Here is a 24,972-nt window from a genome sequence, read left to right as displayed (position 1 = left end):
CCGGTTGGATCGCTGGCGCCGCCAGCGCCATGTGCAAACAATGCTGACCATCGCCCTGGTGCTAACCGCGCCGGTTCTGGCCATTGCCACGGCCGCCGTTCTGGGCCTGGCCACCACCACACGGGCAAACCAGCTTTTGTCGATCGTCGGCTTGCTCGACATCATCTACATTCTGCTGCTGATGGCGATTGTCGCGCGCCGGCTTGCGCGCACCATTGCCGCACGGCGCAGCCGCTCGGCCGGTTCACGGCTGCATTTCCGGCTGACCCGCGTCTTCACCCTTATGGCGCTGGCGCCAACCGTGCTTGTCGCCATCTTTTCAACCTTGATCGTGAATTTCGGGGTCGAGGGCTGGTTTTCCAACCGTGTGCGCAACGTGGTCTCAAACTCGCTGACCGCCGCGCAGGCCTATGAGGCCGAACACCGCGAAACCCTGAAATTTGATGCCGAGACCCTGGCGGTTTACATCGAGAGCCAGCGCAACAACTTTCCGCTGATCAATGATGCCTTGCTGCGCGATATTCTGGCGCGCGGGCAGGGGGCCATGCAGAATGTTCTGCAAGAGGCGTTCATCATTGACGGTCTGGCCGAACTGGTCGTGCGCGGCGAAAACTCTTACCGGTTTGACTATGAACCGCCCGATGCTGCGCAAATCACCGCCGCGCTGAACGGTGAAATGGTCATCATCGAAGATATGACCAATAGCGAATATCGCGCGCTTGTATCGCTGGATGGCTTTCCCGACCGTTACCTGTATGTGACCCGCGATGTCGATGGCAAAATCCTTGCGCTGCTCGATGAAACGCGCGAAACGGTGAAGCTCTACCAGCAGCTTGAAGCGGATCGCGGCACATTGCTGTTTGAATTCGCGATGATCTATCTGGGCTTTGCGATTATCGTCATTCTGGCGGCGGTCTTGCTTGGCCTGTGGTTTGCCGAACGACTTGCCCGCCCGGTGGGCCGGCTGGCCCATGCGGCCCAGCGCGTGGGCGAGGGTGACCTGGATGTCAGCGTGGCTGAAGGCGATGATGATGACGAAATCGCCACACTGGCGCGCACATTCAACCGAATGACCAAGCAGGTGCGCGGCCAGCGCGATGCGCTGATGGCCGTGAATGAAGAAACCGAAAGCCGCCGCCGGCTGTTTGATTCGGTGCTTGGCAGCGTTACCGCCGGGGTTATCGGGCTTAACCCTGAAGGGCGGATCGAAATCATCAACCTGTCGGCAGAATCGATGCTGGAACTGGCCGAAGGGCAGGGCGTTGGCCAGATGCTGGCCGATATCGTGCCCGAATTCTCGCCGCTTTTTACCCGCGTCAAACAGCCCACGCATGAGGTTGTGCAGGGCGCCATCCATGTTTCGCGCACGCGCATCAACGAAAACCTGCTGGTGCGGATGAGCGCGCGGCGCGGCGTTGGCGGCGATCTGGAAGGCTATGTCGTAACCTTTGACGATGTGACCGACCTTGTCAGCGCGCAGCGCATGGCTGCCTGGGGCGATGTGGCGCGCCGCATTGCCCATGAAATCAAGAACCCGCTGACGCCCATCCAGCTTTCGGCCGAGCGGCTGAAGCGCAAATTCGGGCCGCTGGTGGGCAGCGAGCGCGATAGTCTGGACCAATATGCCGATGTCATCGTGCGCCAAACCAATGACTTGCGACGTATTGTTGACGAGTTTTCCAAATTCGCCCGGATGCCCGCCCCCGAGCCCAAACCGCTGGATGTGATCGAGCTTTTGCGCGGGGCGGTGCTGTTGCAGCAATCAGCCCGCCCGGAACTGACGATAAAAACCGATATTCCCGCCCATCCGGTGCGCGCGGTGCTTGATGGCACACAGATGAGTCAGGCGCTAACCAATTTGTTGAAGAATGCCGCCGAAGCGATTGATACTAAAGTTGAATCAGGCGCTGAAAGTTTTGAACCCGAACTGCGTGTCATTGTCAGGGTCAGCCCCGCGCGGCTGGAGATCTGCATTCAGGACAATGGCATCGGCCTGCCAAAAGACACAGCGCGCCTGTTTGAACCTTATGTCACAACGCGCGATAAGGGCACGGGGCTTGGGCTGTCGATTGTGCGCAAGATCATCGAAGACCATCACGGAACGTTGGAACTGCGCCAGGCGCCCGCATTTGCCGAAGGTGCCCCGCACGGGGCAGAGGCCTGCATCGTGTTGCCCTTGCCGCCCGATGCGGCTTCAGAATTGACGGTTGAGGATAAATAGATGGGTAACATTCTTGTGGTCGATGACGAGGCGGATATTCGCGAGCTGATCGCCGATATCCTGCGCGACGAGGGGCATGAGGTGCGCCTTGGCTGGGATGGTGACAGCGCCTTTGCCGAAATCAATGCCGCCGCGCCCGACCTGATCATTCTGGATATCTGGCTGAAAGATTCCAAGATGGATGGAATCGACATTCTCAAACAGACCAAGCGCGACAACCCGGCCATTCCGGTGATCATCATTTCCGGTCATGGCAATATTGAAATTGCTGTCGCGGCGGTCAAGCAGGGTGCTTATGACTTCATCGAAAAGCCCTTCAATATCGACCAGCTTCTTGTAGTGATCGCGCGCGGGCTGGAAGCGTCGCGCCTGCGGCGCGAAAACGAAACCCTGCGCCGCGGCGATATGGCCCCCAGCGAAATGATCGGTGACTCTGCCGTGCTGCGCACGCTCAAATCGCAGCTCGACAAGGTGACGCGGTCCAACAGCCGGGTTATGCTTTCAGGGCCTTCCGGGGCGGGTAAAGAGGTGGCGGCGCGCTATATTCATGCCCATTCCGAGCGCGCACATGCGCCGTTTGTGACGGTCAATTCGGCCTCGATTGCACCAGAGCGGATGGAAGAGGTGCTGTTTGGGTCGGAAAGCGAGGCGCGTGGCCACCAGCCCGGCCTGTTCGAGCGCGCGCATGGTGGTGTGCTGTTTTTTGACGAGGTCGCCGACATGCCCGCCGGCACGCAAAGCAAAATTCTGCGCGTGCTGGTCGACCAGAGCTTTCAGCGCGCGGGCGGCAGCGACACGGTGCGCGTCGATGTGCGGGTGATTTCCGCCACCAGCCGCAATCTGCCAAGCGAAATTGCCAAAGGCGCGTTTCGCGAAGACCTGTTCCACCGGCTGAATGTTGTGCCCATCGAGGTGCCGTCGCTTGAGGCGCGGCGCGACGATATTGAGCTGCTTTGCGCGCATTTTGTGCGCTTGCTGAATGCCGAACAGGGCCTGCCGGCCCGCGAATTCTCGTCCGAGGCGCAGACCCAGTTGCAACTCATGCCCTGGCCCGGCAATATCCGGCAATTGCGCAACACGATCGAGCGCATTCTAATTCTTGGCCCCGAATCCGGGCCGATATCGGTGCGCGAGCTTCCCAAGGATTCTGCCGGCGCCGATGAGGGTGACAGCCGGATGCGGCTTGGACTGGAGCTTACATCCATGCCATTGCGCGAAGCGCGTGAGGTGTTCGAGCGTGAATATCTGATTACGCAGATCAACCGCTTCAACGGCAATATCTCGCGCACATCAACATTTGTGGGCATGGAGCGTTCGGCCCTGCACCGCAAGATGAAATCGCTCAATATCGGGTCGGTCAGCCAGGGGGCCGAGCTGACGGGCGAGCAAGACTAGGCGAATTGGGCCAATGGCCAGGAGTATGTGATGAAGGTTATCGTATGCGGGGCAGGGCAGGTGGGCTGGCAGATTGCCCGCCATCTTTCGACCGAAAAGAACGATGTTACTGTTGTGGACAACAACGCGGCGCTGATCCGGCGGATTACGGAATCGCTTGATGTCAGCGGCATTGCCGGCTTTGCCTCGCATCCGCATATTCTGGACAGGGCCGGTGCGCGCGATTGCGATATGATCGTGGCCGCCACCCATTCCGACGAGGTGAATATGGTCACCTGTCAGGTGGCGCATTCGGTGTTTTCCGTGCCACGCAAAATTGCCCGCCTGCGCGCGCAATCCTATCTCGATACGATGTATTCCGATATTTACCGCCGCGACCATCTGCCGATTGATGTGGTCATCAGCCCTGAAAAAGAGGTGGCCGAAGCGGCCTTGCGGCGCCTGCGAATGCCATCGGCCTTTGATACGGAAAGTTTTGTCGACGGGCAGGCGCAGCTTTTGGGCATTACGCTGGCCGAAGATTGCGCGGTGATCAACACGCCCTTGCGCCAGCTCTCGGAGCTGTTTTCAACCCTGCGCGCCGTGGTTGTGGGCGTGCGCCGTGCGGGCAAGCTGTTTGTGCCGCTGCCCGATGACCAGCTTTATGTGGGCGACCAAACCTATGTTTTCGCGGCAAAGGAAGACGTGAACCGCACATTGGAAATTTTCGGCAAGCCACAAAAAAAGGCCGAGCGCGTGGTGATTGTCGGGGCGGGCAATGTCGGGCTGGATATTGCGCGGCAACTGGAAAGCGGCGAGCGGCGCGTGCGCTGCAAGATCATCGAGCGCGACAGGGCGCGCGCTGAAACCGCGGCCGACGCGCTGGAGCGCACGATTGTGCTGAACGGCGACGGGCTCGATGCGGGCATCATGGCCGAGGCCAATATCGCCACCGCCGATGCCATGCTTGCCGTAACAGATGATGACAAGGTCAACCTGCTGGCCTGTGCGCGCGCCAAGGCCAGCGGCTGCCCCCTGGTCATTGCGCTGATCAACGACCCGTCCATGACCAGCCTGATGGCACCTTTGGGGATTGATGCCTTCATCAACCCCCGCGCCACCACCGTATCGTCCATTCTGCGCCATATCCGGCATGGGCGGGTGCGCGCCGTCTATTCGATTGGCGATGCCGAGGCCGAGGTGATCGAGGCCCAGGTCATGTCGGCCTCGTCCATTACAGGCAAATTCGTGCGCGATATTGCCTGGCCCGAAGGCTCGATCGTGGGGGCGGTGCGCAAGGGCGAGGTTTTGCACCTGCCGCGCGGCGATACCCGCATTGACGAGGGCGATGTCCTGGTGATTTTCGCGCTTACCGCCGAAGTGCCAAAGGTTGAACAGCTTTTGCAGGTCAGCATGGACTTTTTCTGATGCTCGCCCATCTGCGCCAATATCCACTTTTTGTGCTGCTCACAATGGCTGGCGGGGCGGCCATGCTCATTCCGGCCGCCCAAAGCCTGCGCAATGAAGAATGGCATCATGCGCGCATCTTCTTTCAGTCGGGCCTGCTGATCTGCGCAATGGCCACGCTGGTCGGCCTTGCGATGATGAACCGCAAAACCCGCAATCCCGTGCGCAGCCATCTGACGGCCTTGCTGCTGGCCTTTACCGTGCTTCCGGCCATTCTGGCCCTGCCGCTGGTGCTGTTGATCGATGATCTGAGCTGGTTCAAGGCCTGGTTTGAAATGCTGTCGAGCATAACAACCACCGGTGCCAGCCTGTTTGACGCGCCTTTTGAACTGCCCGAATCGGTGCATTTATGGCGCGCGACCGTGGGCTGGTTTGGCGGTTTTCTGATTTTGCTGGCCGGGTTTGCGGTTATGCAGCCGCTGAACCTTGGCGGCTTTGAAATCCGCTCGATGGTTCAGGATTCGGCGCGGGCGCTGAACCTGCCGCAAGATGCGCATGGCGACGGGTCTGACCGGATTATCCGCCTTGTGCGGGTGATTGCGCCCGCATATCTGGGCATGACCGCGCTGTTGGTGCTGGGCCTGGTTGTGGCGGGCGAGCGGGTGTATATCGCCTTTGCGCATGGCATGTCGATCATCTCGACAAGCGGCATCTCGCCTGTGGGCGGGCTTTCGGGGGGCACTTCGGGCCGCATGGGCGAGGTGATAATGGCGGTGTTCCTGCTCATTGCGATCAATGCGCGCCTTATCCTGATCTGGCAAGACCGCGGGTGGCGCACATGGATCCGCCGCGACCCTGAACTGCGGCTCGCCGGCATGATCGTGGTCGGCATGACGGTTGCGTTGTTTCTGCGCCATTGGTTTGCTGCTTTGGCCGAGGGCCAGCAAACCGACTATTCCAACATGCTCAATTCAATCTGGGGCACGGTATTTACAACACTCTCTTACCTTACAACCACCGGGTTTGAGAGCCGCGACTGGGGGGCGGCGCAAAGCTGGTCGGGGCTCAATTCGCCCGAAATCATCTTTCTGGGGCTGGCGGTTATCGGCGGGGGCGTGGCAACCACGGCAGGCGGGGTCAAACTGTTGCGGGTTTTTGCGCTGTTCAAACACAGCACGCGCGAGCTGGAGCGGCTGGTTTACGCCAATTCCATTGGCCGTTCGGGCATTATTACCCGCCGTGTGCGCCGCGAGGGGGCCTATATTGCCTGGATATTTCTGATGCTTTTCGCCATGTCGATTGCGCTGATCGCAATGGCACTTTCGCTGACCGGGCCCAGATTTGAGGAATCGGTGACACTGGCCATCGCCGCGCTGACCAATACCGGGCCGGTCATCTCCACGATAACCGACCATAGCGCAACCTATAGCGAACTCAGTTCGACCGGGCTGGGAATATTGGCCGCGGCAATGGTTTTGGGGCGGCTGGAGCTTCTGGCGGTGATCGCCATGTTCAACCCGGATTTCTGGCGCAGATAGCGATAACACGATTGTTGGCGAAAGGGGCTAGAAATTAACCCCAACTCTGCCCATTATAGACAAAACAACAAGCGCGCCTCAGGGGTGCGCCATAAAACTCAAAGGCCTGATCATGGCAAACGACAAGCAAAACCTGCAAGACGCCTTTCTCAACAATGTGCGCAAGGCCAAGAACCCGGTGACGATATTTCTGGTGAACGGGGTCAAGCTGCAAGGTGTCATTACCTGGTTTGACAATTTCTGTGTTTTGCTGCGCCGCGACGGGGCGGCGCAACTTGTGTATAAACACGCAATTTCCACCGTAATGCCCAGCCAGCCGGTTGTGCTTTATGATGGCGAGGACAGCCAGTAATTGGCCGAAACCACCACACGCACTGCCGTTATTCACCCGCATATGGCGCGCAGCACCGCGCGCCGTCTGCCCAAACATGCCTTGGCCGAAGCCGAGGGGCTGGCACGTGCGCTGCGCCTGGAAATTGTGGACAGCGCCACCGTGCCAATGGCCAAGCGCGTGGCCGGCACGCTGATCGGCTCGGGCAAGATAGACGAGCTTAAAGCCCGTTTCGAGGCCGAAGAGGTGGAACTTGTCATTGTTGACGCGCCACTTTCGCCCGTTCAACAGCGCAATCTCGAACGCGTCTGGCAGGTCAAGGTTCTGGACCGGACCGGGCTGATTCTGGAAATTTTTGCCGATCGTGCCGCAACCCGCGAAGGTGTTTTGCAGGTCGATCTGGCGCAGCTCACCTATCAACGCTCGCGCCTTGTGCGCAGCTGGACCCACCTTGAACGCCAGCGCGGGGCATCCGGCACCGTGGGCGGGCCGGGCGAAACCCAGCTTGAAAGCGACCGCCGCGCGATTGATGACCAGATCATCCGCATCAAGGCCCAGCTTTCCAAAGTGGTGAAAACCCGCGCTTTGCACCGCGCGGCGCGCAAAAAGGTGCCATACCCGATTGTGGCGCTTGTTGGCTATACAAACGCCGGAAAATCGAGCATTTTCAACCGGATGACCGGTGCAGACGTTCTGGCCAAAGACATGCTTTTCGCCACGCTCGACCCGACGATGCGCGCCATAGACCTGCCCGGCGGGCGGCGTGTGATATTGTCGGACACGGTTGGTTTTGTTTCTGAGTTGCCCACGCAGCTTGTGGCAGCGTTCCGCGCAACCCTTGAAGAGGTTCTCGACGCCGATCTGATTGTGCATGTGCGCGATATTGCCCATCCGGAAACCGAGGAACAGGCCAAGGATGTGCTGGATATTCTGCGCGATCTTGGCATCGACCCCGAACAGGGCGAGCGGATGGTCGAACTGTGGAACAAGGTTGATTTGCTGGATGCAGAGGCGCGCAGCGCGCTTGAAAACACCGCCGGTCGCAATGGTGATACCGTGGTGATGTCGGCCATGACAGGGCAGGGGATGGATGCGCTGTGCGATGCGATCGACAGCCATTTGGCCGAAGTTGCCAGCGAAGAAACCATAACCCTTGGCTATGATGCCGGCCAGCGCCGCGCCTGGCTTTTCAGCCGCAAACTCGTGCAAGACGAAGCGCAGGATGAGGATGGGTTTACGCTGACCGTGCGCTGGACCGAACGGCAGAAAAACCAGTTCGCAACGCTGTAGTTATTCGCCGGCCGGGTTTTGCGCGGGGTTCAGGCGGTTGTAACGCAGGCTCGACCAAAGCGCGACGAGGATGAGCGAAGCCCCCACAAGCCCGGTAAACACCTCTGGCACATGCGCAACGGATTCGACATACATCACGATCGACAGCGCCAGAATCGAGTAAAACGCGCCATGTTCCAGGTAGCGAAACTCGGTCAGCGTGCCGCGCTCGACCATTAAAATTGTCATCCCGCGCACATAGAATGCGCCAATGCCAAGGCCGATTGCAATCAACAGCAGATTGTTGGTCAGCGCAAAGGCCCCGATCACCCCGTCAAAGGAAAAACTGGCATCAAGCACTTCGAGGTAAAGAAACGCCCCAAACCCGCCACGCGCAAGGTCGGCCGATCTGGATTCGCGATCGAGGATATTGCTGAGCAATTCGACCGCCAGAAAGGTGACCATGCCGCCGATTGCCGCAAACAGGAAGCTGGCCGATTCCTCGTCGGGCAGAATGGCGGAGAAGGTCAAGACCAGCGCCAGCACCAGCCCGATTTCCAAGCCCCGCACCGAGGCCCAGCGGCGTATGCGGCATTCAAGCGCCTTGATCCAGTCGACCTCTTTTTGCTGGTCAAAGAAGAAGGTGAGGGCGACCATCATCAGAAATGTGCCGCCAAAGGCCGAAATTGAAATATGTGCATCACTCATGATGCGGCCATATTCAACCGGGTCGCGCAGCGCCAGGTCAAGCGCGGCCCAGGGGGTAATCTCGGCAGCGACGACCACAATCGCCAGCGGAAAGATTATGCGCATCCCAAAGACGGCAATCAGAATGCCCCAGGTCAGAAAGCGGCGTTGCCAGGCGGGTGTCATGTCCTTCAGCTTTGAGGCGTTGACGATCGCATTGTCAAAGGACAGCGAAATTTCCAGCACCGCCAGAACCGCGCCGATGAACAGGAAGGACAATCCGCCACTAATGCCGCCAAGCGTGCGATAGCCAAGCCAGAAACTCAGAACCAGGCCAATGATTGTTATAATTATCGGCCATTTCAAATAGGTGGCGGTGGATTTCATGTTCGGGCCGGTTGGGGGCGCGGTTGCGCCGTGAATGCACGTATGCAGACCTAATCCGCATATGGCCGGAATTCAATATCTGACGCCGAAAATAGGTTGAAGGGCAGCAGGGCCGCACCCATTTCGCGGCCATGTCATTAACGCATAATCAATATTATGTTAATAAAGCCTGACGATACCGTGCGCAGACTTCATACATCATTCATCAATTCCACCAGTTTTGCCTGTGTATCCGGGTCGACAAACACTTCGGCCGTGCCAAAATAGTCGACCAAGGCGTAGCCCTTGGACTCCATCGCCTGGCTTAACGCATCATCGCCGCGCGCGTTTTCAATGCTGGCGGCGCGGATCTGGTATTTGGCAAAATCCAGATCATTGACCAGCGCAACTTCACCACCCGCAAGATTGACCGCCAAAAAGTCGATCGCGCCGATCTGGTGTTCGGAAAGCACATCATTGATGGACCGGGTCGTTACCAACTCGCGCGTTTCCGAATAATCGGTTTGCGAACAAAGGCTTGCAAGCCAGTCTTTATCCAGTATTTCAGCCAGTCCATAGGCGTGGCCGGCGCTGGAGCTTGCCGAAACAAATTCCCCCTCCTGCCCCGCAGCACCTATAACGGCTTGCACAACCGTGCTGCGCCGACAGTCTTTAGCAGCCAGAACCGCTGCTTCGCGCGCATCGACAAGCAGGCCGGACCATTGGCGAAAAACCTCCAAATAAAAGCTGTTAGATGCCGTAGCTCCGTCACCGCAGCCAATGTCGACAAACGTGCCGCCACGCTGCTGCGGGAAAATGTGGGACGCCAGCAACATATCTTGCCCGGCGGCTGAAAAATAATGCGGCACAAGCCCCAGCGCCTGCTGTGCGTGCCACAGCGTTTGGTTCAGGCCGCCGCGCGCCCGCGTGACATCTTTGCCAAGCGCATCAGAGGTTTGTTTCAACGTTTCCAGAATGATGCTGCGCGCGGCAGCCAGGGTCGGGCGTGGGGCGTGTGACATGCGATCCTCGAACTATTGGCCGGACCAGTCTTAGGGCCAATTGCCGCAAGATTGAACCGAAAATGCCCGTAATCTGCACAATGCCGCTGCCAATGGGCTGTTTGGTGCCTGTAGCATAACGAAGCGTTGACGAAATCAGCTTTTTCGCGCTACCCTGTCTGTGAGCTAGAGCAGTATAAAGGAAATTCCATGCGTTCACTCATTCTTGCACCCGCAGCAGCCGCTGCAATGGCCACCGCCGCCAGCGCCGGTTCCGCCGTTTATGTCGCCCCCGAAGTTACAATGGTTGAAGAGCCAATGCGCAACGGCTCCGGCGGCTGGCTGATTCCGCTGGCAATCATCGCCATTCTGGCGCTGACACTGACTGGCGGCGATGATAGCAATTCGTCAATTCAGGCATCGTCGGTGCCAAACTAAGTCAGAATGAATTATCGTTCAAACAAACGGCCCGTATTGCGGGCCGTTTTTTTGAGGGTCTATGGACGTAAACCAACAAGCCCGCACGTTTATTGCGCAATCGCAAACCGCGTTGGATGAAAACCGCACGCCGCTCGCGACCCGTTATCTGATGTTGGCGGCATCGCTGCCGATCAGTGATGCCGAAGTACTGGAAGATCTGCTTGCCCGCGCAGCGTCGCGCAACGCGACCGATGTTGCCCAGCAGGCGCTGTCGCGCTCGCCCTTGCGCCAATCCAGCCCGAAATTGCAGCTTCAATATGCCGAAACGCTTTCGCGTCGTGGCCAGTATGACGCCGCGCGCGCTGGTTATCTTGCGCTTGTAAAAAGCGATGAACACGGGCCAGACGCGCTATTGGCCCTTGGGCATCTGGCCATGTGCAAGGGCGAGATTGCTGAGGCCTTTGACTTTGCCGAAAAATTGCAGGCGCGTGTGCCCGACAGCACGGTCGGCCTGTCGCTGACCGCGCGGATAGAAACCGAAATCGGCGCTTATGACCGCGCACAGGCCGCGCTAGACAAGGCCAATGCAATTTCACCCCTGAAGGCCCCGCCGCATTTCCTGCTCCAGCGCCGCGCGATTGCGGCTGGCGATATTGGCGAGATGTTTTTCAGGCTCTACCAACGTGAAAAACCACCAAACCCCCTGCCCGCGCTCGATGTGCCCTTTCTGGGCGATCTGAACGATGCGCGCGGCAAGAATATCGTCGTGTTTGGCGAACAGGGCTTTGGCGACATTCTCCAGTTCTGCCGCTATCTGCCGCATATGGTTGGAATGTCCGACTATCTGGGCTATTTGGTTCATCCGAAACTGAAGCGGATCGTGTCGGCGCTTGGGCTGTCCGGGGTTGAAATCTTCGATATGGATTTGAGCAGCCGCTGCCCGGATTATGTTGTGCCGCTGATGGATCTGCCGCATCTTCTGGGTGTCAAAACGATCGACCCGGCCCCATATCTGACCGCCGAACCCGCAGCATTGGAACGCTGGCGCAAGCGCATTGGCGCGGGCGGCTTCAAGATCGGCATCGTCTGGCAGGGCAATGCGCAAGCGGCAATAGATTATGGCCGCTCGATTCCACTGCACCATCTGGCGCGCCTGGCCGAGCTTGAGGGCGTGCGGCTGATTTCCTTGCAAAAGGGCACGGGAATCGAGCAGATCGCCGCCCTGCCCCGGCATGAGATAATCGAGGTTTTTGAAGACCTTGACAGCGGGCCGGATGCCTATATCGACACGGCCGCCGCAGCAAGCTGCCTTGATCTGATCGTGACGATTGATACTTCGGTGGCGCATCTGATCGGCGCGCTTGGCCTGCCCGGGGTGCTGCTGGCCAAATGCTACCCCGATTGGCGCTGGACATTTCCGCCGATCGACCGCAGCATCTGGTATGCCAATACCAAAATCATCCGCCAGCCCGCGCCCGATGATTGGGCCGCCTCGGTTGATATGCTGATGGATCATGTGAAAGAAAGACTGCAAAATGCCTGACCTGCCGCGCATCGAAATTTCATGGGGCGAGGTCCATGACCGGCTGAGCATACTGGAACTCAAGGCGGCCAAGTGCAAAAACATAAGCGATTCCAGGGTGATATCGGCTGAAATTGAAGGGTTGAAACAGGCGCTTGCGCCAATTGCGCAAATCGACCTTGGCACCCTGCCCGACCAGTTGCGCAGGGTAAATGCAACCCTGTGGGATGTGGAAGACGCGCTGCGCGCCGACGAGGCGGCTGGCAATTTTGACGCAGGTTTTGTGGCCCGCGCCCGTTCGGTTTACAAGGTCAACGACCAGCGCGCCGCGCTGAAACGGGCGATCAACGATGCAACGGGTGCGGCGCTTTACGAAGTGAAAATCTACAGCACAGGCGCGTAAATGCCTGAAAAGAAGCCCATTTTGCTTGCAGGTGCCACGGCGTCGGGCAAATCGGCGCTGGCGCTTGAACTGGCGGACAGGCTTGATGGGGTCATCATCAACGCCGATGCGCTGCAGGTGTATGACTGCTGGCAATTGCTATCCGCGCGCCCCGATGCCGCCGATCTGGCCACAGCGCCCCATGCGCTTTATGGCCATGTCGCGCATGATGTCCCCTATTCCGTGGGCGCATGGCTGCGTGACGTGGCGCCGTTTTTGCAGGAACCGGCGCAAAGGCCGATCATCGTCGGCGGCACGGGCTTGTATTTCTCGGCACTCACCGATGGCTTGGCCGATATTCCGCCCGTGCCGGATGATGTGCGCCGCCGTGGCAATGATTTGCGCGAAACACTCGGTGCCGCCGGCTTTGTTGAAATTCTGCAAAAATCCGACCCCGGCAGCCTTGCGCGGCTTGATGCGAACAACCCGATGCGCCTGCAACGCGCCTGGGAGGTGCTGGCGGCAACCGGCAAGGGGCTGGCCGCGTGGCAGGCAGATGCGTCACCTCCGCTTCTGCCGATAACCGCCTGTAATACCTATGTTATCAACGTTGAAACATCGGTGCTTGATGCGCGAATTTCCCGGCGCTTTGACCAGATGCTCGCCCAGGGTGCAATGGAGGAAGTGCGCGCCGCCGTAGTGCGCGGCTGGAACCCCGCCTTGCCGTCGAGCCGGGCCATCGGGGCGGCAGAATTGGTTGAGGTGCTTGAAGGCAAGCGCGACCTTCCCGCCGCCGTATCCGCAGCTAAGCTTGCCAGCCGGCAATATGCCAAGCGCCAGCGCAGCTGGTTTCGTAACCGTTTGGGCCACTGGCCGCAGCTTGCCTATACGACAGGGGCCGAGCGCAAAGCCGCGCTGGAAATGATTGCCGCGCAATAATTGTTGATTTAGTGCTAGAAACTTGGCATTTCTTGTTGGTTTCGATCATATGGCGCGCCAATGGATACTGTTGAGAAGCTCGATTTGAATGAATGCGGGGGGCGTGTGCGCTCGCTCGCACTGGCGGGCGTGGGGCCGATGGGTGGCACACGCGTGCAAAGCCCGCGCCATGACAGCAGCCATCAGTTGATTTGGGTGAACCGCGGCGGCGGGCGCATCATGATAGACGGTGCCCAGCACGGGTTTGGCCCCAACAGCGCCATTTTCGTGCCGGCCAACACGGTTTATTTGCTCGACCTTTCGCTTGGCGCTGCCGGCTGGCAGGTTTCCGTGCCGGTCGATCTGCCCGCCCCCCTGCCCCTTGCGCCGGTTCTGGCCAGCGTTACCAAGCCCCTGGCGCAGAATATGATGACCAAGGCCTTTGTCGGCATTCAGGATGAATTTGTCAGCAATGACCCGTTTCGCGGGGCGGCTATGGCCTATTCGGTGGGAATGCTGGCGGTGCTTTATGCGCGCATGGACCAGAATGCCACGCGCAAGGATGTCGGCAAGGATTCTGCCCGCCGCCGCCTGATGCGCCGCTTCATTGCGCGGCTGAACGCCCGGTATAACAGTGCCGATACGGTTAAGGATTATGCGCGCGAGCTTGGTGTCACCACCACGCATCTTACCCGTGTGTGCCGCGAAACGGCGGGCAAACCCGCCACGCAGCTCATTCAGGACCGCACGCTTGAAGCCGCCCGGTTGATGCTGACCCGCTCCTCCACACGCATAGGTGAAATTTCAAACGAGCTTGGTTTTTCCAGCCCGGCCTATTTCACGCGGCTGTTTTCGGAAAAAATCGGCCAGTCGCCAAAAGCATACCGCCGCACACATCGTGGCCAGCCCCGCGCGAACTGAGATTTCGGCCAAACGAAATTGCGATCTGTCGTAAAATTGCGATAAGCGGTCGCATTCAATATCGGTTTCCGCTAGCATTGCTGGTGACCTGAGCAAAACGATAATTGCATGTTTCCGGGCCAACCGGAGCAAAGGGACAAAACAAAATTAACCGGGAGAAGATGATGAAAGACAATAACCACACCACACCACACAGCGCCGCAGGCATGTATGCCGAGGAATATCGCGCAGGCCAGTTGAGCCGCCGCGAGTTTCTGACACGTGCCAGCGCGCTTGGTGTCGCCTCGACGGTTGCTTATGGCATGATCGGGCTCGACAGCCCGGTTGCCGCCGCCGCCCATGCCAAGTCTGGCGGCACCTTGCGTGTCAGCATGGAAACCAAGGCGCTGAAAGATCCGCGCACCTATGATTGGTCGGAACTGGCGAATTTCAGCCGCGGCTGGCTGGAATATCTGGTTGAATACAACAATGACGGCACGTTCCGCGGCATGTTGCTGGAAAGCTGGGACGTGAATGACGACGCCACCCAGTATACGCTGAATGTGCGCCCCGGTGTTACCTGGAGCAATGGCGACCCGTTCACCGCTGCCGATGTTGCCAACAACATTACCCGCTGGTGCGAAGGCGATGTCGAGGGCAACTCGATGGCTTCACGCATGTCCTCGCTGATCGACCCGGAAACCAACATGGCGCGCGAAGGCGCGATCGTGGTGCTTGATGATCAGACCGTTCAACTGAACCTCAACGGGCCTGACATTACGATCATTCCGGGCATGGCCGATTATCCGGCTGCCGTGGTTCATGCCAGCTATGACAATGGCGACCCGAGCATGAACCCCATTGGCACCGGCCCCTATATGCCGGAAAGCAACGAGGTGGGCGTCAAGCAGGTGCTTGTAAAATCTGACAGACCCTGGTGGGGCACCGAGGTGTATGGCGGCCCCTATCTTGATCGTGTCGAATTCATCGACCTTGGCACCGATCCTTCTGCGCTGGCCTCGGCGGCCGATGCCGACGAAATTGACATGACCTATCGCACCGATGGCGACTTTGTCGATGTGTTCGACGGGCTCGGCTGGGTGAAAACCGAAGCCGTAACCTCGGCCACGCTGGCCGTGCGCTTCAACCAGTTGAACGCGCCTTATGACAATCTTGCAGTGCGCAAAGCCTTGCAAAAGACCGTGAACAACGAGGTTGTGCTGGAGCTTGGCTATGCCGGGCTGGGCTTGCCTGCTGAAAACCACCATGTCAGCCCGATTCACCCGGAATATGCCGAATTGCCGCCGCTTGTCTTTGATCCGGCTGCGGCCAAGGCGGAAATTGATGCTGCGGGCCATGCGGATACCGAGTTCGAGCTGATCTCGATTGACGATGCCTGGCAGTCCGGTTCGTGCGATGCGGTTGCCGCGCAAATCCGCGATGCGGGCATCAACATCAAACGCACCATTCTGCCCGGCTCGACCTTCTGGAACGACTGGACGAAGTTTCCGTTTTCGGCAACCGAATGGAACATGCGCCCGCTTGGTGTGCAAATTCTGGCACTGGCCTATAAATCGGGTGTGCCGTGGAACGAGGCCGCCTATTCCAACGCCGAGTTTGACAGCCTGCTCGATGAGGCGATGGCAATTGCCGATGCCGATAAACGCCGCGTGGTCATGGCGAAAATCGAGAAGCTGTTGCAGGATGACGGTGTGCTGATCCAGCCCTACTGGCGCTCGATCTACCGCCATGCGCGCGAGGGCGTGATGGATGCGCCCATTCACGCCACATTCGAGATGCATCACTACAAGTGGTGGCTCGAAAGCTGAAACTCGGGAAAGGGGCTGCAGAAATGCAGCCCTTTTTCACCTGGCGACACCAATAAAAATTGCGCATCGGGTGCGCAGAGGCTGACACTGTTGCACCCCGGAAAGGATCGTGGATGCTGCCATTCCTGCTCAGGCGGGTCGCAACGATGATTTTGACGGCTCTGTGCCTGACCTTCATCGTGTTTTTTCTGACCAACCTCGCCCCCAATCTTGAAAAGCTGGCCAAATCCGAAGGCAATGCGCGCATGTCCGATGCGCAGGTCGAAAGCTGGCTCGATAAGCGCGGCTTCAACCAGCCGCTGATCATCCGCTATGGCGAATGGCTTGGCGTGGCCCCCGGCTGGCGCACTGTGGCCGATGACGGCACGGTAACGGGGCGCTGCATTGATGCGGGCCAGAACCCGGCGGAAGCGCCGCGGTTTTGCGGCGTTTTGCAGGGTGATTGGGGGTTCTCGTCGGTTTTCAAGGAAGATGTCAGCACGATTATCGGCAAGCGCCTTGGCCTTACGGCCATTCTCATGTTCTGGGTGATGGTGCTTATGGTGCCGGGTGCTTTGCTGTTGGGCGTGCTTGCGGGGATGCGCGAAGGCTCGCGCACCGACCGCACGCTTTCGACCTTTTCCATCGCGACCACGGCCACGCCCGAATATGTGTCTGGCGTCATTTTCGTGGTGATTTTCGCCTCCTCCGCCGTGGGGTTGAAGTGGTTCAAAGGCACGGCCACCAGCGCAATGGATGGCGTGACGTTTGAAAACTTCTTCCTGCCGGTGCTGACCATCGCGCTTTACGGCATGGGCTATATCGCCCGTATGACCCGCGCCAGCATGACCGAGGTGATGACCAGCCAATACATCCGCACGGCGCGCCTCAAGGGTGTGAGCTTTCGCAACATCGTCATGAAACACGCGCTGCGCAATGCGCTGATTGCGCCCTTCACGGTGATCATGCTGCAATTCCCGTGGCTGCTGAACGGCGTGGTGATCGTCGAAACCCTGTTCAACTACAAGGGCTTTGGCTGGACGCTGGTGCAGGCGGCGGGCAATAACGACATTGAAACCCTGCTCGGCTGTTCGGTCGTGGCGGTGTTCGTGGTGCTGGTCACGCAGCTGATATCCGATATCGGCTATGTGTTTCTAAATCCGCGCATCCGAATTTCATAGGAGACCACGATGGAAGATCTGTCCTGGGGTGGAATCCTCGCTGGAATGTTCGTGCAGTTTTGGCCCGTCTGGCTGGCGATGGTGGCGATCTATGCGCTGTCCATGATCTACAAGCGCAAGCTTGGCCTTTACGGCAAGTTGTTTGACAGCCCGATCGGCATGATCGGCCTTGGCCTGGTGCTGTTTTGGGTGCTGACCGCCTTTATGGCCGATATCATCATCACGCATGACCCATTGGCGCTTGGCAGCGGCATGAAGAACAAACCCCCCGGCACCGCCTTGCGCGATGGCGGCCATTATCTGCTGGGCGGCGACAGCCTGTCGCGCGATGTGTTCTCGCGTATGGTCATGGGGGCGCGCGACGTGCTTAAAATCGCCCCGGCGGCCACGCTGTTTGCCTATATGGTCGGCATTACGCTGGGCCTGCCGGCGGGCTATCGCGGCGGGCGGCTCGACACGGGCCTGTCCTTCCTTGCCAATCTCGTGCTGGCCTTTCCGGTGATCTTGCTGTTTTACCTGCTTGTTACGCCCGAAATCGTTGAAACCGGCATTCCGATGTATCTGGCGGCGGTGTTGTTCCTGTTTCCCATCCTGTTCATCGTGATCCTGATCAACAGCAAATATTACACGCAGCCCCCAAAGCGGAACCTTTATGTGGGCATCACGCTGGTCATCGGGTTCTGGCTTTATGCGGGCCTTGCCTTTAACGCCGACCCGCTTGGCCTTGTAGTGATGGCGCCGAACATCCTGATTGTTTTCGTCTCGGTGGTCTTCGTGAATGCGCCAACGGTGTTTCGCGTGGTGCGCGGTCTGGTGCTGGATATCAAGACCCGCGACTATGTGGCCGCCGGGCAAACCCGTGGCGAAGGGCAATGGTATATCATGCTATGGGAAATTCTGCCCAATGCCCGTGGCCCCTTGATTGTCGATTTCTGCCTGCGCATCGGCTATACGACCATTCTGCTTGGCACGCTTGGGTTTTTCGGGCTTGGCGTTTCGCCCGAAAGCCCGGATTGGGGTTCAACCATCAACCAGGGCCGCCAGCTCATGGCGATCTATCCCCATGCCGCGCTGGCCCCCGCCCTTGCCCTGATGAGCCTTGTTCTGGGCCTGAACCTGCTGGCCGATGGCCTGCGCGAACAAAGCCTGAAGGACTGAGCTATGGTAAAAGAAAAATATGACGGGCCGATCCTTGAAATCGAAAACCTGTCGATCAGCTTTTTCACCCGCGCGGGCGAAATTCCGGCGGTGATGGATTTTTCCTGCACCGTCATGCCGGGCGAAGCGATGGGGCTGGTTGGCGAATCCGGTTGCGGCAAGTCGACCGTGGCACTGGGTGTCATGCAAGACCTTGGCGTGAATGGCCGCGTGGTTGGCGGCTCGATCAAGTTCAAGGGCCGCGATCTGGCCAAGATGAGCCAGGCCGAGTTGCGCCAGATACGTGGCAACGAAATTGCCATGATCTACCAGGAGCCGATGGCCAGCCTCAACCCGGCCATGAAGATCGGCAAACAGCTCATGGAAGTGCCCATGCTTCATGCCGGTGCCAGCAAGGCCGAGGCACGGCGGCTGGCCTATGAGGTTGTCGAGGCTGTGCGCCTGCCCGATGCCGAGCGTATCTTGAACAGCTACCCGCACCAGCTTTCGGGCGGGCAACAGCAACGCATCGTCATTGCAATGGCGCTGATGGCCGAACCTGCCTTGCTGATACTGGACGAGCCGACCACCGCGCTGGATGTGACGGTGGAAGCCGGTATCGTCGATCTGGTCAAGGACCTTGGCAAGAAATATGGCACCTCGATGCTGTTCATCAGCCATAACCTTGGGCTGGTGCTGGAAACCTGCAACAGGCTATGCGTGATGTATTCGGGCGAGGCGGTTGAAACCGGCTCGATTGAAACGGTGTTCGACAAAATGCGCCACCCCTATACGCAGGCGCTGTTCCGCTCCATCCCGCTGCCGGGGGCTGACAAGAATGCCGCGCCGCTGGTGGCCATTCCCGGCAATTTCCCTCTGCCGCACGAGCGCCCCAAAGGCTGCAATTTCGGCCCGCGCTGCGATTATTTTGCCGATGGTGTGTGCAATGCGCGCGATATTCCGATGGATGAGCTTCAGGGCAAGGCCTTTGACCGCCACGAAACCCGCTGCCTGCGCCACAAGGAGATTGACTGGAACGCCAAGCCACCCGCGAAAACCGAACACGAAGCCGCCCCGCCGGGCGAGGTGATCTTGCGTGTCGAAAACCTGCGCAAATATTACGAGGTTGCCGCAAATGCCATTTTCGGCGGCGGCGAGACGCGCGTTGTCAAAGCCAATGAGGATTTGAGCTTTGTTGCGCGCGAGGCCGAAACGCTGGCGATTGTCGGTGAATCGGGTTGCGGCAAGTCGACAATGGCCAAAATTCTGCTGGGGCTGGAAACCGTCACCGATGGCTCGGTCAACCTGTCGGGCAACGATATCGGCGCCGTGCCGATCCAGCAGCGCAAAACCCGCACGATTGCCGATTTGCAGATGGTGTTCCAGAACCCGTTTGACACGCTGAACCCCAGCCACACAATCGGCGCGCAAATCATGCGTGTGCTGGAGAAATTCGACATTGGCAACAGTCAGGCCGAGCGCCACGAGCGGATGCTACAGCTTCTGGACCTTGTAAAACTGCCGCGCGAATTTGCGACCCGCCTGCCCCGCCAGCTATCGGGCGGGCAAAAGCAGCGCATTGGCATTGCGCGGGCCTTTGCAGGCTCGCCCAAGGTTGTGGTGGCCGACGAGCCTGTCAGCGCGCTCGATGTTTCGGTGCAGGCGGCGGTGACCGATCTGCTGATGGACATCCAGCGCGAGGCGCGCACCACGCTGATATTCATCAGCCACGATCTGTCGATCGTGCGCTATCTGGCCGACCGTGTGATGGTTATGTATCTTGGTCATGTGGTTGAAATGGGCACGACCGATCAGGTCTTTTCGCCCCCCTACCACCCCTATACCGAGGCGCTGCTTTCTGCCGTGCCCATTGCCGATACGCGGGTGAAGAAAAAGCGGATTGTGCTGGAGGGCGACATTCCCTCCGCGCTCAACCCGCCGCCCGGCTGCCCCTTTCAAACCCGCTGCGCGCGCAAATCATCGGTGCCGGGGAACCTGTGCGACACGACCCTGCCGCCCATGCGTGACCTTGCCTCGGGCCATCAGGTGAAATGCCATCTCGATCAGGAAATTCTTGACGCGATGGAGCCTGTGATTACAATTGAAGCTACGACTTAAGTCCATTTGAAACGTGGATTGTATTTAGCCGGCGCGTGTAGTGCGCTGGCTATTTTTTTTGGCAAATCACCGCTTTCATTCGCGGCTGTAAGCACTTTGCATGACATAGTTTTTGCGCGGCCCTTTCACCCGCCAAGTGCTTGTCCAATCGCCTGCCTGGCGGAAGTCAAAGCGCACGTCGTAATGATCATCGCCGCATAGATGCGCCGAATCGACCACGCCAAACGGGGCGGCAAGCGATATGAACGGGCGGCCATCGGCATAATCCATCCAGGCCTCATCCGCCTCGAACCGCCAGATATAGCTTTGCGCCGCTTCAATGCGCTGGCCATCGGGCAGGCAAAGCTGGCCCGCATCGCGTTGCAGCAAGCCGCCATCATAGGGCGTAAAACTGGCCGTGCCGGCCAGCGTTACCACCTGCCCTGCAAGATGGTCATCGATCTTGCGCGCCAGCCGCCACGGCCCGGCAAGCATATCGCGCAGCATTTCTGCCTGTGTTTGGCTTGAGACTTTCATGCGCGCAGTCTATCAGGGCGGCAGTGTTTCACCAGCCCGCAAGGATATGCCAATGATCCCCCGCTATTCGCGCCCCGACATGGTGGCCATCTGGTCGCCTGAAACCCGGTTCCGCATCTGGTATGAGATCGAGGCCCATGCCTGCGATGCGCAAGCCGCCCTTGGCGTTATTCCCAAAGACCATGCCGAAGCGGTGTGGACGGCGAAAGACGCCACGTTCGATGTGGCGCGGATTGACGAGATCGAAGCCGTAACCAAGCATGATGTGATCGCCTTCCTCACCCATCTGGCCGAAATCATCGGGCCGGAAAAGGCGCGCTTCGTGCATCAGGGCATGACCAGTTCCGATGTGCTGGACACCGCCTTCAACATCCAGCTTGTGCGCGCCGCCGATATTCTGATCGCCGATCTTGACGCACTGCTGGCTGCCCTGAAGCGCCGCGCGCTGGAGCATAAGGACACCATTCGCATTGGCCGCAGCCACGGCATTCATGCCGAGCCGACAACAATGGGCCTGACCTTTGCGCGCTTTTACGCCGAGATGGACCGCAACCGCGCCCGCCTTGTGGCCGCGCGCGCCGAAATTGCCACCGGTGCGATTTCCGGCGCGGTTGGCACCTTCGCCAATATCGACCCTGCGGTTGAAGAGCATGTTTGCGCCAAGCTTGGCCTGACACCCGAGCCGATTTCCACACAGGTTATTCCGCGCGACCGCCATGCCATGTTTTTTGCCACGCTTGGGGTGATTGGCAGCAGCATTGAAAATATTGCCACCGAAATTCGCCATATGCAGCGCACCGAGGTGCTGGAGGCCGAAGAGTTCTTCAGCCCCGGCCAGAAGGGTTCTTCCGCGATGCCGCATAAGCGCAACCCGGTTCTCAGCGAAAACCTGACGGGCCTTGCCCGCCTTGTGCGCATGGCCGTGGTGCCTGCATTGGAAAACGTAACCCTGTGGCACGAGCGCGATATCAGCCATTCGAGTGTCGAGCGCAATATCGGCCCCGACACGACCGTCACGCTCGATTTCGCGCTGGCGCGTCTGACCGGGCTGGTCGACAAGCTGGTGATCTATCCGCAGAACATGCTCGACAATATGAACAAGTTCCGCGGTCTGGTGATGAGCCAGCGCGTGTTGCTCGCCCTGACCCAGGCCGGTGTATCGCGCGAAGACAGCTACAGGCTCGTGCAGCGCAATGCCATGAAAGTGTGGGAACAGGGCAAGGACTTCAAGGAAGAACTGCTGGCCGATGCCGATGTGCTGGCCGCGCTCAGCCCCGATGAGATCGAGGAAAAATTCGACCTTGGCTACCACACAAAGCATGTGGATACGATCTTTGCGCGGGTCTTTGGCGCAGGCTAGGGGGTGGCCATGTCGCGCGTCATGAAGCTGGCCGTTGGGTCCATGTTTGTCAGCTTCTTTGTGCTGGGGCTGAAACTGCTGGCCTGGTGGGTGACAGGTTCGGTTGCGCTGCTCTCGGATGCGCTGGAAAGCACGGTGAATGTGGTCACGGCGCTGGCGGCATTGCTGGCCATTCGCGTGGCCGCCCTGCCCGCCGATGCCAACCACCCCTATGGCCATCACAAGGCCGAATTTCTGAGTGCGGTGCTGGAAGGCGTGATGATCATCATTGCGGCGCTGGTTATTCTGCGCGCTGCCTATTTTGATTTTCTGGACCCCGCGCCGCTGGATGCGCCCGCGCTTGGCCTTGCCTTTACCTTTGTTGCGACGCTGATAAACGGCGCCTGGTGCTGGACGCTGATCACCTATGGAAGGCGGTTCAGCTCGCCCGCGCTGGTCGCCGATGGCAGGCATTTGCTGTCCGATGTGCTGACCTCGGTCGGCGTGGCCCTGGGCCTGGTTCTGGTGCTGCTCACTGGCTGGTGGCTGCTCGACCCGCTAATGGCCAGTATCGTGGCCCTGGTCATTCTGTGGTCCGGGGCCAAGGTTGTCAGACAATCGCTCAGCGAATTGCTGGACGAGGCTTTGCCAGAAGAAACCCTTCAGATCATCCGCAGCACAATTGCCGCCCATGCCACGGGCGCCGTTCAGGCCCATGACATTCGCACCCGCAATGCCGGCCAGCGCATTTTCATCGACTTTCACCTTGTCGTGCCGGGTGAGGCGACGGTGAATGAAGCCCATGCAATGTGTGACGTGGTGGAGGCGGCGCTGATGGCAGCCGTTGAGAATGCCAATGTGACCATTCATGTCGAACCTGAGGACAAGGCAAAACGTCATGGCTTTGTGAAGGTTGACGATGCATAGCAGGTTCAGCGTGCCAGACCGCCCCGGGCCTGACCCGGGGCCTCTCGCTTGAGGCGAAGGCGAGGTCCCGGGTCAAGCCCGGGACGGCGCGGTATTTGACACCAGGCGCAGCGCGCCGTTAAAGCTCGTCCATCAACTGGCGCTTGGCTTCAATCATCAGTTCGGCCATTTTGGTGCGGATCGTGGTTTCATCGCTGGCGCCGCCCAGATCGCCGGCAAGCTTGCGATACACGTCTTCATCGCCCGCCTCTTCAAAATCGGCCTTCACCACTTCCATTGCATAGGCTTTGGCATCGGCCTCTGACTTTCCCAGCAATGTGGCCGCCCAAAGGCCAAGCAGTTTGTTGCGCCGGGCTTCGGCCTTGAACTGCATTTCAGCGTCATGCGCGAATTTGTTTTCAAACGCGTTTTCGCGGTCATCAAAGGTTGTCATCCGGCTCTCCTCAATTTCGGTTGGCTATAGATAATCACCCAAGGGCGGGTGCGACAAGGGCTGCGTGTGCGAATCCTTGCCCATTGCTGGATAACTGCCTATAGGGGGCACCAAACCCGACCCGGCGCAACCGCGCCCCATCGGCATTGGTTGGAGAGTGTTATGGCCCGTCGCCGCATGATTTATGAAGGCAAAGCCAAAATTCTGTATGAAGGCCCGGAGCCCGGCACCCTTGTGCAGTATTTCAAGGATGACACATCGGCTGGCGATGGCGCCAAGAAAGATGTGATCGAGGGCAAGGGCGTGTTGAACAACCGCCTTTCGGAATATTTCATGAACGGGCTGAACAGCATTGGCGTGCCAACGCATTTCATCCGCCGCCTGAACATGCGCGAACAGCTTGTGCGCAGTTGCGAGATCATTCCGCTCGAAGTGGTCGTGCGCAATGTGGCGGCCGGGTCCATCTCCAAGCGGCTTGGCATTGACGAGGGCACGCCCCTGCCCCGCCCGATTATCGAGTTCTACTACAAGGACGATGCCCTGCATGACCCGATGGTCAGCGAAGAGCATATCACCGCCTTTGGCTGGGCCAGCCAGCAAGATCTGGACGATATCGTCGCACTTGCGCTGCGGGTGAACGACTTCATGTCAGGCACGATGCTGGCGGTTGGCATCAAGCTCGTCGATTTCAAGATCGAGATCGGCCGCATTTATGATGGCGACTATATGCGCCTGCTGGTGGCCGATGAGATCAGCCCCGATAGCTGCCGCCTTTGGGATATTGCCACCGGCCAGAAGCTTGATAAAGACGTGTTCCGCCGCGACCTTGGCTCGCTGTCGGATGCCTATTCCGAAGTGGCGCGCCGCCTTGGCGTCTTGCCGCCCGCCAATGCTGGTAAAACCGGCCCCAAACTCGTTCACTAAAGGAATTCAGCATGAAAGTTCGAGTCGACATTACCCTGAAAACCGGCGTGTTGGACCCGCAAGGCGAAGCCGTGCGCCATGCTTTGGGCGCGATCGGGTTTGCCGGGGTGAATGCGGTGCGCCAGTCCAAGATGCTCGAACTTGATCTGGCCGAAACCGACCCGGACGCCGCGCGCAAATCTGTGGCCGAAATGTGCGAAAAGCTGCTGGCCAATACCGTGATCGAAAATTACAGCATCCATATCGGCTAGGG

At 59.0% G+C, this 24,972-nt stretch carries 23 protein-coding genes; 19 read left to right on the top strand and 4 right to left on the bottom strand.

Features of this window, described 5'->3' with window-relative positions; genetic code table 11:
* Positions 1-40: 40 nt before the first annotated feature.
* The 6 genes from LGT41_RS12700 to hflX all read left to right on the top strand — a co-directional run bounded on the left by LGT41_RS12700 (position 41) and on the right by hflX (position 8,161).
* A complete protein-coding gene (locus LGT41_RS12700; protein WP_274127260.1) occupies positions 41-2,221 on the top strand; it encodes a sensor histidine kinase NtrY-like in 2,181 nt (726 codons plus the stop codon).
* Positions 2,222-3,616, top strand: a complete 1,395-nt coding sequence (gene ntrX / locus LGT41_RS12695) for a nitrogen assimilation response regulator NtrX (protein ID WP_274127259.1) — start codon at positions 2,222-2,224, stop codon at positions 3,614-3,616.
* Positions 3,617-3,646: 30 nt separating this feature from the next.
* Positions 3,647-5,023 carry a Trk system potassium transporter TrkA gene (gene trkA, locus LGT41_RS12690; protein ID WP_274127258.1) on the top strand — a complete coding sequence of 459 codons (1,377 nt, stop codon included), beginning with the start codon at positions 3,647-3,649 and terminating at the stop codon, positions 5,021-5,023.
* Complete coding sequence (locus LGT41_RS12685) at positions 5,023-6,540, top strand: TrkH family potassium uptake protein (RefSeq protein ID WP_274127257.1); 1,518 nt, start codon at positions 5,023-5,025, stop codon at positions 6,538-6,540. Before trkA ends, LGT41_RS12685 begins: the two co-directional genes overlap by 1 nt.
* A 112-nt stretch (positions 6,541-6,652) precedes the next feature.
* Positions 6,653-6,892: an RNA chaperone Hfq gene (gene hfq / locus LGT41_RS12680; protein ID WP_274127256.1), complete on the top strand. Its 240-nt coding sequence runs from the start codon at positions 6,653-6,655 to the stop codon at positions 6,890-6,892.
* A gap of 42 nt (positions 6,893-6,934) precedes the next feature.
* Positions 6,935-8,161, top strand: coding sequence for a GTPase HflX (gene hflX / locus LGT41_RS12675; protein ID WP_274129727.1), 1,227 nt, complete (start codon positions 6,935-6,937; stop codon positions 8,159-8,161).
* Here the strand turns inward: hflX and LGT41_RS12670 are convergent, their stop codons facing one another.
* Entirely contained in the window at positions 8,162-9,214 is a 1,053-nt protein-coding gene (locus LGT41_RS12670) for a DUF475 domain-containing protein (RefSeq protein WP_274127255.1), read from the bottom strand.
* Positions 9,215-9,405: 191 nt separating this feature from the next.
* On the bottom strand, positions 9,406-10,215 hold the full coding sequence (locus tag LGT41_RS12665; protein ID WP_274127254.1) for an FkbM family methyltransferase: 810 nt from the start codon (positions 10,213-10,215) through the stop codon (positions 9,406-9,408).
* A gap of 189 nt (positions 10,216-10,404) precedes the next feature.
* On the opposite strand from LGT41_RS12665, the gene LGT41_RS12660 reads away from it, so the two are divergent.
* The 9 genes from LGT41_RS12660 to LGT41_RS12620 all read left to right on the top strand — a co-directional run bounded on the left by LGT41_RS12660 (position 10,405) and on the right by LGT41_RS12620 (position 20,580).
* Positions 10,405-10,632, top strand: a complete 228-nt coding sequence (locus LGT41_RS12660; RefSeq protein WP_274127253.1) for a hypothetical protein — start codon at positions 10,405-10,407, stop codon at positions 10,630-10,632.
* A 61-nt stretch (positions 10,633-10,693) separates the two neighbouring features.
* Positions 10,694-12,157: a hypothetical protein gene (locus LGT41_RS12655; protein WP_274127252.1), complete on the top strand. Its 1,464-nt coding sequence runs from the start codon at positions 10,694-10,696 to the stop codon at positions 12,155-12,157.
* The gene (locus LGT41_RS12650; RefSeq protein WP_274127251.1) at positions 12,150-12,539 is read left to right on the top strand and encodes a DUF6165 family protein; all 390 of its coding nucleotides are present in this window, start codon (positions 12,150-12,152) and stop codon (positions 12,537-12,539) included. Before LGT41_RS12655 ends, LGT41_RS12650 begins: the two co-directional genes overlap by 8 nt.
* On the top strand, positions 12,540-13,457 hold the full coding sequence (gene miaA / locus LGT41_RS12645) for a tRNA (adenosine(37)-N6)-dimethylallyltransferase MiaA (RefSeq protein WP_274127250.1): 918 nt from the start codon (positions 12,540-12,542) through the stop codon (positions 13,455-13,457).
* Positions 13,458-13,517: 60 nt separating this feature from the next.
* Complete coding sequence (locus LGT41_RS12640; RefSeq protein WP_274127249.1) at positions 13,518-14,357, top strand: AraC family transcriptional regulator; 840 nt, start codon at positions 13,518-13,520, stop codon at positions 14,355-14,357.
* Between the two features lie 161 nt (positions 14,358-14,518).
* Positions 14,519-16,165, top strand: coding sequence for an ABC transporter substrate-binding protein (locus LGT41_RS12635; protein WP_274127248.1), 1,647 nt, complete (start codon positions 14,519-14,521; stop codon positions 16,163-16,165).
* A gap of 113 nt (positions 16,166-16,278) precedes the next feature.
* Positions 16,279-17,325, top strand: a complete 1,047-nt coding sequence (locus LGT41_RS12630; protein WP_274127247.1) for an ABC transporter permease — start codon at positions 16,279-16,281, stop codon at positions 17,323-17,325.
* Between the two features lie 9 nt (positions 17,326-17,334).
* Positions 17,335-18,483 carry an ABC transporter permease gene (locus LGT41_RS12625; protein ID WP_274127246.1) on the top strand — a complete coding sequence of 383 codons (1,149 nt, stop codon included), beginning with the start codon at positions 17,335-17,337 and terminating at the stop codon, positions 18,481-18,483.
* Positions 18,484-18,486: 3 nt separating this feature from the next.
* Entirely contained in the window at positions 18,487-20,580 is a 2,094-nt protein-coding gene (locus LGT41_RS12620; protein ID WP_274127245.1) for a dipeptide ABC transporter ATP-binding protein, read from the top strand.
* 75 nt (positions 20,581-20,655) lie between these two features.
* Here LGT41_RS12620 and LGT41_RS12615 read toward each other — a convergent pair whose 3' ends face one another.
* Positions 20,656-21,096, bottom strand: coding sequence for a DUF6314 family protein (locus LGT41_RS12615; RefSeq protein WP_274127244.1), 441 nt, complete (start codon positions 21,094-21,096; stop codon positions 20,656-20,658).
* A gap of 52 nt (positions 21,097-21,148) precedes the next feature.
* Between LGT41_RS12615 and purB the strand changes: the two genes are divergently transcribed.
* Positions 21,149-22,456 (top strand): adenylosuccinate lyase, encoded by a 1,308-nt coding sequence (purB, locus tag LGT41_RS12610; RefSeq protein WP_274127243.1) that lies wholly within the window; start codon positions 21,149-21,151, stop codon positions 22,454-22,456.
* A gap of 9 nt (positions 22,457-22,465) precedes the next feature.
* Positions 22,466-23,362, top strand: coding sequence for a cation diffusion facilitator family transporter (locus LGT41_RS12605; RefSeq protein WP_274127242.1), 897 nt, complete (start codon positions 22,466-22,468; stop codon positions 23,360-23,362).
* Between the two features lie 118 nt (positions 23,363-23,480).
* Here LGT41_RS12605 and LGT41_RS12600 read toward each other — a convergent pair whose 3' ends face one another.
* A complete protein-coding gene (locus LGT41_RS12600) occupies positions 23,481-23,795 on the bottom strand; it encodes a DUF1476 domain-containing protein (RefSeq protein ID WP_274127241.1) in 315 nt (104 codons plus the stop codon).
* Between the two features lie 162 nt (positions 23,796-23,957).
* On the opposite strand from LGT41_RS12600, the gene purC reads away from it, so the two are divergent.
* Together purC and purS are read left to right on the top strand one after the other, a co-directional pair.
* Complete coding sequence (gene purC / locus LGT41_RS12595) at positions 23,958-24,719, top strand: phosphoribosylaminoimidazolesuccinocarboxamide synthase (RefSeq protein WP_274127240.1); 762 nt, start codon at positions 23,958-23,960, stop codon at positions 24,717-24,719.
* Between the two features lie 11 nt (positions 24,720-24,730).
* Positions 24,731-24,970, top strand: a complete 240-nt coding sequence (gene purS / locus LGT41_RS12590; protein ID WP_274127239.1) for a phosphoribosylformylglycinamidine synthase subunit PurS — start codon at positions 24,731-24,733, stop codon at positions 24,968-24,970.
* Positions 24,971-24,972 lie beyond the last annotated feature (2 nt).

Origin of the sequence: Abyssibius alkaniclasticus (genome assembly GCF_020447305.1) — a bacterium.
In the GTDB taxonomy this organism is placed as follows: Bacteria; Pseudomonadota; Alphaproteobacteria; order Rhodobacterales; family Rhodobacteraceae; genus Abyssibius; species Abyssibius alkaniclasticus.
The sequence above is the reverse complement of the archived record's forward strand: the minus strand, read 5'-3'. Positions and strand labels throughout refer to the sequence as shown.

Bases quoted from the DNA above. Each gene is read 5' to 3' on its own strand.
- LGT41_RS12700 (WP_274127260.1), top strand. From the start codon at position 41: ATGCTGACCATCGCCCTGGTGCTAACCGCGCCGGTTCTGGCCATTGCC.
- ntrX (WP_274127259.1), top strand. From the start codon at position 2,222: ATGGGTAACATTCTTGTGGTCGATGACGAGGCGGATATTCGCGAGCTG.
- trkA (WP_274127258.1), top strand. From the start codon at position 3,647: ATGAAGGTTATCGTATGCGGGGCAGGGCAGGTGGGCTGGCAGATTGCC.
- LGT41_RS12685 (WP_274127257.1), top strand. From the start codon at position 5,023: ATGCTCGCCCATCTGCGCCAATATCCACTTTTTGTGCTGCTCACAATG.
- hfq (WP_274127256.1), top strand. From the start codon at position 6,653: ATGGCAAACGACAAGCAAAACCTGCAAGACGCCTTTCTCAACAATGTG.
- hflX (WP_274129727.1), top strand. From the start codon at position 6,935: ATGGCGCGCAGCACCGCGCGCCGTCTGCCCAAACATGCCTTGGCCGAA.
- LGT41_RS12670 (WP_274127255.1), bottom strand. From the start codon at position 9,214: ATGAAATCCACCGCCACCTATTTGAAATGGCCGATAATTATAACAATC.
- LGT41_RS12665 (WP_274127254.1), bottom strand. From the start codon at position 10,215: ATGTCACACGCCCCACGCCCGACCCTGGCTGCCGCGCGCAGCATCATT.
- LGT41_RS12660 (WP_274127253.1), top strand. From the start codon at position 10,405: ATGCGTTCACTCATTCTTGCACCCGCAGCAGCCGCTGCAATGGCCACC.
- LGT41_RS12655 (WP_274127252.1), top strand. From the start codon at position 10,694: ATGGACGTAAACCAACAAGCCCGCACGTTTATTGCGCAATCGCAAACC.
- LGT41_RS12650 (WP_274127251.1), top strand. From the start codon at position 12,150: ATGCCTGACCTGCCGCGCATCGAAATTTCATGGGGCGAGGTCCATGAC.
- miaA (WP_274127250.1), top strand. From the start codon at position 12,540: ATGCCTGAAAAGAAGCCCATTTTGCTTGCAGGTGCCACGGCGTCGGGC.
- LGT41_RS12640 (WP_274127249.1), top strand. From the start codon at position 13,518: ATGGATACTGTTGAGAAGCTCGATTTGAATGAATGCGGGGGGCGTGTG.
- LGT41_RS12635 (WP_274127248.1), top strand. From the start codon at position 14,519: ATGATGAAAGACAATAACCACACCACACCACACAGCGCCGCAGGCATG.
- LGT41_RS12630 (WP_274127247.1), top strand. From the start codon at position 16,279: ATGCTGCCATTCCTGCTCAGGCGGGTCGCAACGATGATTTTGACGGCT.
- LGT41_RS12625 (WP_274127246.1), top strand. From the start codon at position 17,335: ATGGAAGATCTGTCCTGGGGTGGAATCCTCGCTGGAATGTTCGTGCAG.
- LGT41_RS12620 (WP_274127245.1), top strand. From the start codon at position 18,487: ATGGTAAAAGAAAAATATGACGGGCCGATCCTTGAAATCGAAAACCTG.
- LGT41_RS12615 (WP_274127244.1), bottom strand. From the start codon at position 21,096: ATGAAAGTCTCAAGCCAAACACAGGCAGAAATGCTGCGCGATATGCTT.
- purB (WP_274127243.1), top strand. From the start codon at position 21,149: ATGATCCCCCGCTATTCGCGCCCCGACATGGTGGCCATCTGGTCGCCT.
- LGT41_RS12605 (WP_274127242.1), top strand. From the start codon at position 22,466: ATGTCGCGCGTCATGAAGCTGGCCGTTGGGTCCATGTTTGTCAGCTTC.
- LGT41_RS12600 (WP_274127241.1), bottom strand. From the start codon at position 23,795: ATGACAACCTTTGATGACCGCGAAAACGCGTTTGAAAACAAATTCGCG.
- purC (WP_274127240.1), top strand. From the start codon at position 23,958: ATGGCCCGTCGCCGCATGATTTATGAAGGCAAAGCCAAAATTCTGTAT.
- purS (WP_274127239.1), top strand. From the start codon at position 24,731: ATGAAAGTTCGAGTCGACATTACCCTGAAAACCGGCGTGTTGGACCCG.